A 7,335-nucleotide genomic window follows, 5' to 3' on the forward strand; every position below is an offset into this window, starting at 1 on the left:
TTTCGGTACGTGGACGCAGCATCGGCCGCATCGTCACGAGCCGCAGCAGCTATGCGAAGGTAACCGTCCCGCCATCCAGCGAAGCGATGCGCGCGAGCGATTCTACCCGGTATCCGAGTTCGAGCAGCTTGCCGCGTCCGGATTGAAACGACTTCTCGATGAGGATCCCGATGCCGGCAACCTCGGCTCCGGCTTGGCCGACGATGCGCGCCATGCCGAGCGCGGCCTCGCCGTGCGCGAGAAAATCGTCGATGATCAGCACGCGATCCGACGGCGCGAGAAACTTGCGCGACACGGTGACCTCGCTTTCTTCCTGCTTCGTATAGGAATAGACCCGCTCCGTATAGAGGTCTTCTCGCAGCGTCAACGATTTTCGCTTGCGCGCGAACACCATCGGCACCCGCATCCGAAGCGCCGTCATTACCGCCGGGGCGATGCCCGACGATTCGATCGTCATGATTTTGGTCACGCCGCTTTCCGAGAACAGCTCCTCGAACGTCCGTCCGATCTCGTGCATCAGCTCCGCGTCCACTTGATGATTCAAGAACGTATCGACCTTGAGCACGCTGCCCTCCAGCACGATGCCTTCCTGTTTGATCTTTTCTTTCAAAAGCTCCACTGCGGCTGCTCCTCCTTCAATCCATGTCCACATTGCATCCCTATATTATGGCTTATTATGCGTTTGGAACGCTAGAGCCTATTTCTGCCGCTTCCGCGCAGCTTTCGTAATTTCGGTTCGCGCACGACAAAATCGCCCCTCGAAACTTCACCGGCCATGACCGCAGACGGCCGCCGTTTCCGCATCAAGGGGCGTTTTCTCGTCAATCGTTGTTCCTCTTAAGCTTGGCCTCGCTCGAAGACCGATTGATCCTGCGCCTCGATCCGCATCCCCGGCGGCGCGTTCACGATCGCGCGCAGCTCACCGCCGGCATCCAGATGCCACTTGATCGCCAGCGGCCCAAGCGGCGTGTTCACCGTGCCGCTGCAAGCGCGGATGCCGCCGACCGCAGCCGGCGCGATGCGCACGCGGCGGTAGCCAGGCTCGAGCGGTTGCACGCCGAGCACGGTTTCGCCGATCCACTTCGCCGGCGTGCTGGACCAAGCATGGCATAGGCTGATCCGGTACGAGCCGTACGCGGTATAGGTCGTTAGCGCATCGTGGTAATCCTCCGCTCCGGTCGTATCCAGCTTGAACGCCTCCCAGAACGCGGTTGCGCCATGATCCAGCATGCCGCCCCATACTTGATCGATGACACCGTACGCCTGCTCGTGGCGGCCATAGCGGGAATAGCATTCCGCCAGCTGAAATGCCGACAACGGAGTAAGCGGATCCTGCAGGGTGCAGCTTTCGAGAAACGCGACCGCCTCCTCGTCCGAGACGTATCCGCTCGCGATGCCGAGCGTTTTCACCGCGAGCGCGTGATCCTTCTTCAGAAAGTCGCTGCCCTTCAGCGTCTTTTTCGGCCATTGGAACGACAGCTCGAGCTCCGGCAGGTACGTGGCCAGCTTTTTCAGGTCATGAAGCGTCAGCGCATAAATCGCTTGCAGCGCGAGCAGCTTCTCCTCGCCCGTCATCGGCACCCATTCCACCAGAATGCCGTCCTGCTGCGCGAGCAATCCATCGCCGGGCCGGGTATTCCGCTGCACCCAGTCGACATGGCGCCGCAGCGGCTCCTTCAGCTCCAACACAAACGCCTTGTCGCCCGTTTGTTCATAGTATTCGCAGACCGTCTTGATCCACCAGAGCGTGTATTCGCAGATGCCGTTCATCCAATGGCCGCTCGGCGTGCCGAACCCCAGCTCCCGGACCGCGCGTCGGATGACGGCGTAGTCGTCCCAGAGGAAATAACACGATTTCGCCGCCAAATAAAAATCGAACGTCCAGTTGAGACGATCCCGCTTGATCCCGTCCCACAAGCCGATCTGATGGCAGATCCGGCTCGTATGCGCCGACACCTCGAATATGGCATTTAACCGGTCGGAATCGCTCTCCAGCTTGCCGACTTGGTTCAGCGCCGCATGCACCGACTGAAAGGTCAGGGCAAGGTCGAACGGCTGTTCGATCTCGCCCAGCATGTGCAGGCGGATGTATCTGAAGCCTTGCGGAAGCGTGCATGCGGTCTGCCCCGGCTGCACGACGATCCATTCCGTGATGCATCCGTCGTAGCGTTGGAGCTCCTGCAGCGATTCACCGCCGTTCCATAACAGCTTCACGGGCCCCAGGCCGTTGTTGGCCGCGATGAACCGGCAGTTGTGCTCGGCTCCGAGGTCGAGAACGACGGCAGAAGCTCCCTCCAGAGCCATATCGTTCTGAATGGCGCGCATGGCTTTCCATTCGTTCTGCTTGCGCAGATGATAGAACAGCTCCAGCTGCTGCTGCTTCGGAAGCGCGATGTCGCCGTCTTGACCGTGAACGCCGGCGAGAATCGCCTTGGCGCCGCTGACCGACGCTCGCACCGCCGCGGCATCCAGCAGCGTCATGCCGGTTATATCGAAAGCCCGAATATCGCCGAAGCCGCCGACCACGAACGCGTCCGGACTGTTTTCCAGGTCGCCGAACGGCTCTTCGCCCAGCAGGCAGATCACCGCGGCATCGCTGTCGTCCGAGCGCCAAGCTTCGTCCGTTGCCAGCCAGAAGCCCTCGCCCTGCAAGTACGCGATCGCCCCTACCCTGCGGTTCCACAGGTAATAGTTCACTTCCGCCAGCGGGACGATTTCGCTGCAATCCAGCTCCAGGCGCAGCTCGTGTGCCCCGGGCTGCAGCGTTTCGGGAAACGGTACGATATGCCCGAAAGCTCCGGCGTTGCCGGCTTGTTCTTCCACCGTCGCAATAAGCGCGCCATCCAGCACAACGCGGGCGCCGCCCGTGAACGCGGCATGCAGGGAGACGTGACGGATTTCATGCTCTGCCTTGAACGTGCGGGTCAGCGAAAGGCTGAGCCTGCGTTCCCGATCCGGATGCCATATCCATTTGGGCAGCTTCGGATCTGTAGTTTGCGTCTCCATAACGTTCCTCTTTTCGATTGCGATTTGACGGCTACGATTTAACGGCGCCCGATACCATGCCTTCGATGTAATATTTCATGCCGAACAAAATAACGAGAATCGTCGGCACGCTGCCGATGATATAAGCCGAGAACGATAGTCCGATATCCGATCGGCCCGACTTGTTCAATCCCACCGCCGCCATCGTGAACGTCTGGTGCGCTTGGTCCAGGACGATGAACGGCCACAAGTAATCGCTGTAGACCGCGAGGAAGGTCACGATGCCGATCGTGACGAGAATCGGGACGCACAGCGGCATCGCCACGCGCGCATACAAATAAAATTCGCCGCCGCCGTCGATGCGCGCCGCTTCGAAGAGCTCCTCGGGCAGCGACTCGAATAAGGTCCTGCACAGCAGGATGCCGAGCAGCTGCGTCCCGGAGATATAAGGCAGGATCAGCCCCCAGAACGAATGCGTCATATGCAGGTTGTTGATGATCGCGTACAGCGGCACGACGGTGAGCAGGGAAGGAATCATCATGACGCCGATCAGCAGCAGGTACAGCGGGCCTTTAAGCGGAAATCGATGCCTGGCGAACACGTAGCCCGATAACGAACCGATCACGACCGCGCCGAACACGGTCACGATGCATACGAACAACGAATTGCCGATGCTGGATCTGACCGCTTTCCAGGCCGCCTCGTAGTTCTCGAAGTGAAGCTTTTCCGGCATGCCCCAGAAATCGATCAGCACCTCGAGCTGCGTTTTGAACGAGAAGAATAGAAGCAACAAGAATGGCACCAGCGTCAATAGGAGCAAAACGGCGAGCAGAGCCCCGCCCGTCCATTTTTGCAATGAACCCGTCATGCGAGCGCCCCCTTTTAATAGTCCGTTTTTAAAAATTTCATATTAAACACCGTTACGATAAGAATAACCAGGAAAAGCGCAACGCCGATCGCGGAACCGTAGCCGTATTGGGAGCTTCCGAATGCCGCGTTGTACATGATCATCGCCGGATTCGTCGTCGCGACGCCCGGCCCGCCGCCGGTCATGATCAATATTTTCACGTAATCCTGCAGGCTGCCGATGATCGTGAGGATCATGACGATTTTGAATTGCGGGATGAGGAATGGCAGGTGCATTTTGGTAAATACGTTCCAACCGTTCGCTCCGTCGATTCGCGCCGCTTCGAGCTGCTCCTGGCTCATGTTGCCGATGGCCGCGTAGAAGATCAGGAACGGCAGACCGGATATGAACGGCAGCCCCATCAGAACGATGGACCAAATCGCCGTGCCGTCTTCGCCGAGCCACGCATGGGTCGCATTCATCCCCAGCCGATGAAGCAGTTGATTCAACAGTCCGTTCGTCGGATCGTAAATGTTCTGCCACAGCAGGATCGTCACGACGCCAGGCAGAAGCATTGGCAGGATAAAGCCGGTTCTGAACAAGTATTTGAGCTTGTTTCCGCCAAGCAAATAAATCAATTCCGCTCCGATCAGGGGAAACGCGATCGCCTTGACGATGTCCGTCACCGAATAGATGAGCTGGTTTTTCGCGCCTGTCACGAACGACGTTTCGGTCCACATCCGTTTGAAGTTATCCAGTCCAACCCAACTGGACTGCACGAGATTCCACTTGGTGAATGAATGAAAGAAGGCTAGAAGGACCGGATAATACAGGAATGTCGCAATGAACAGAAACGAAGGGACTAGAAACAAATACGAGATGCCGTATCTCTTCCACTTGGCCAAGTTCATCTTTGGCTCTCCTTTGCATAGCGTCCGACATGAGAAAAGACGAGGACGGGGGTGGTCATCGCCACAGCCCCGTCGCCGTTCGCGTTGCAGCTTCAAGCTTAAGGATTCGTCTTCGGATCCAAGTCGAGCTTATTGTCCTTGATGTATTGCTCGTTCGTTTTCTTCGTCAGATCGGCGCGTTTCTTCAAATAATCGGCGAGCGAGAGCTTGTCGTTGTAATATTGCAGCTCAAGGCTCTTCATCTCCGCCGTTGCGTTCGGCTCCGCGGAAGGGTTGCCGCCCGTCAACAGCGCGATGGCCGTCATGTTGCCGGCTACTTTGAATCCCTCCAGGTAGGAGTTGACCTCATCCGACAAAGTCACGCCCTTCACGAGGCTCGGGCCTTGAACGAATTGGCCGGCGTTGATCGTATCCGTGAATACCTTTTGCGCTTCGCCCGGCGAGTACAGGAATTGCAGGAAGTCCTCGGAACGCTCAACCGTATCCTTGTCTTTCTTGTTCGTAACGGACAGTTGGTGGCCGGGAACGAGAATGCCGCGGGGATGTCCCGGAAAGTTCGGGTCAGGCGTCGCAAAGTCCGGAAATTTGAACGTGCCCCATTGGAACGCTTTATCGCCGAGCGACTTTTGATCCTTCAGGATTTGACCGACCTGCCAGCTTCCGTTCCAATAAGCGGCCGCTTTGCCGGCGATGAAGAGCTGGTAAGCGTCTCCGTCCTTCATCGTGGCATAGCCGGGCTGCAGGAACTTCGACAGTTCTTTCAGCGTCGACCATGTTTTTTGTTCGGCCGGACCTTGGGCGTCGTATTTGCCGGATTTCCACAAAGCCAGCTGGCGCTCCGTATCCGCCACGGCACCGATATCGAAGAATGGATTATTGACGTCGTATTTCACCTTCGCGTTGATCGCTTCGACCTGCGGCGTATTTCGGGCGTCGCCTGCCTGAACGAGCGTCTCGGGCACGTATTGGCGCGTAGACCAGTCAAGAAACGCGCTGACCATCCAGCCTTCGTAGTCGCTTCCCGTAGCTTGTGACATGGCAAGCGGAATGACGCCGGAGTCCTTCAGCTTCTGCAGATCGGCGAACAGGTCTTCCCATGTCGCCGGCGCATCCGCGATGCCCGCCTTCGCGAAGAGATCCTTGTTAAAGAAGAACCCGGTACCGACGAGATCGAACGGGAGCATGAAAATGTTGCCGTCGGCCGTATACGCGTACGGCCAATAGTCCGCGTTGATGCCGTCCCACAGCGACGTGCCATTGTTGTACGGGTTCGGTTTTTTGACCAAATCGTCCAGCTTCAGCAGGAAGCCTTTCTTGACATTGTTCGCCGGGCTGTCGCCGAGCAGATTCGCATGCACGATATCCGGCGCATCGTCGCCGCCGGCAGCCATCTTTGCTTGGAAAGAGGTTTGGTAGGTCGTGTTGTCGGACACGATATCGATGTTCACGGTGGTTTCAGGATGCAGCTTATGGTAATCGTCGGCAGCGGTTTGAAGTCCTGCCGTGTAATAGTTGGTGATCGTGGAGAACGTGATCGTTTTGTCCGGTTTAGCCGGTTCGTTTGTCGCGGTATTGCCGGTGTCGGTTGAATCGCCGGTATCGGTTGAGTTGCCCGTGTTGCTCGTGCTGCCCGTGTTGGTTGCGTTCGTAGACTTGTCGTTCGTGGTGTTCGCCGCGTCGCCGGAATTTGCATCGTTATTCGATCCGCAGGCCGCAAGCAACGTTGCCGAAAGGACGGTTGTGGTAAGTAAAGCAATAACTTTCTTGTTTTGCATGAACTTAACCCCCCAGAATGATAGGCATGATTTTATTCACCACATAAAACGTTTTACATCATCCAATTCATCTGATAATCATCACTTCGAGAAAGATGATTATCGGTTTGTAAGCACTTACATTTACTTATGCTCACATCTTACCATTACCTGGGCATCTCTAACAACATAAAACTAAAACGTTTTTTATGACGGTCGAACTCTTGATTTTACTGGGTTTGCGCACTTAAAATCATAAAACGTTTGCTAAAATGCCGTTCCAAAGCCTAAATGGAATAAAACGTTTTTATCGTTATACTAGAAGATCTTCTCCACAGGTCTCACGCTGAACGGATCCAAGATCATCCTTGTTCTTCCCTATGTTCGCCGTCGATTATGCCATTGATCTTCGTTATCCACCGATCTATGCTATCCACCAATTCTTCGCTGAGCACGAACGCTAATCCATCTATGAAGCTCTCCAGGAGCAATTCACGACTCAGACCTTATTTCTGCTCCCGGGCAAGTACAGTAACTCAAGACCTTCGAACTGCTCCCTGGTGCAAAGCACAGGTAATCCAAGACCTTGGTGCTGCTCACTAGCGTAAAGCACAATTATCTAAGACTTTGGTGCTGCTCACCTGAGCAAAGCACAATAATCCAAGACCTGCGTGCTGCTCACTGGCGTAAAGCACAATAATTCAAGTCCTGCCAGAACGACAAAAAAGCTCCCTGCGTTAGCAAGAAGCTGAATCGTAAAAGATGGTCGGGACGACACGATTTGAACATGCGACCCCCTGGTCCCAAACCAGGTGCTCTACCAAGCTGAGCTACGTCC

The 7,335-nt window shown here is 56.0% G+C and carries 5 protein-coding genes; all 5 read right to left on the minus strand.

Annotated features, from left to right (window positions below):
- Positions 1 to 49 precede the first annotated feature (49 nt).
- On the minus strand, positions 50 to 619 hold the full coding sequence (locus GT019_RS09010; RefSeq protein ID WP_161742770.1) for a xanthine phosphoribosyltransferase: 570 nt from the start codon (positions 617 to 619) through the stop codon (positions 50 to 52).
- A 218-nt stretch (positions 620 to 837) separates the two neighbouring features.
- Positions 838 to 3,006 (minus strand): alpha-L-rhamnosidase-related protein, encoded by a 2,169-nt coding sequence (locus GT019_RS09015; protein WP_161742771.1) that lies wholly within the window; start codon positions 3,004 to 3,006, stop codon positions 838 to 840.
- A 31-nt stretch (positions 3,007 to 3,037) separates the two neighbouring features.
- Positions 3,038 to 3,853: a carbohydrate ABC transporter permease gene (locus GT019_RS09020; protein WP_161742772.1), complete on the minus strand. Its 816-nt coding sequence runs from the start codon at positions 3,851 to 3,853 to the stop codon at positions 3,038 to 3,040.
- 14 nt (positions 3,854 to 3,867) lie between these two features.
- Positions 3,868 to 4,743: a carbohydrate ABC transporter permease gene (locus tag GT019_RS09025; protein ID WP_161742773.1), complete on the minus strand. Its 876-nt coding sequence runs from the start codon at positions 4,741 to 4,743 to the stop codon at positions 3,868 to 3,870.
- A gap of 98 nt (positions 4,744 to 4,841) precedes the next feature.
- Complete coding sequence (locus GT019_RS09030) at positions 4,842 to 6,518, minus strand: ABC transporter substrate-binding protein (RefSeq protein WP_161742774.1); 1,677 nt, start codon at positions 6,516 to 6,518, stop codon at positions 4,842 to 4,844.
- Positions 6,519 to 7,335 lie beyond the last annotated feature (817 nt).

Origin of the sequence: Paenibacillus glycinis (assembly GCF_009909185.1) — a bacterium.
GTDB classification, from domain to species: domain Bacteria; phylum Bacillota; class Bacilli; order Paenibacillales; family Paenibacillaceae; genus Paenibacillus_Z; species Paenibacillus_Z glycinis.

Bases quoted from the DNA above. Each gene is read 5' to 3' on its own strand.
- GT019_RS09015 (WP_161742771.1), bottom strand. From the start codon at position 3,006: ATGGAGACGCAAACTACAGATCCGAAGCTGCCCAAATGGATATGGCAT.
- GT019_RS09030 (WP_161742774.1), bottom strand. From the start codon at position 6,518: ATGCAAAACAAGAAAGTTATTGCTTTACTTACCACAACCGTCCTTTCG.
- GT019_RS09020 (WP_161742772.1), bottom strand. From the start codon at position 3,853: ATGACGGGTTCATTGCAAAAATGGACGGGCGGGGCTCTGCTCGCCGTT.
- GT019_RS09025 (WP_161742773.1), bottom strand. From the start codon at position 4,743: ATGAACTTGGCCAAGTGGAAGAGATACGGCATCTCGTATTTGTTTCTA.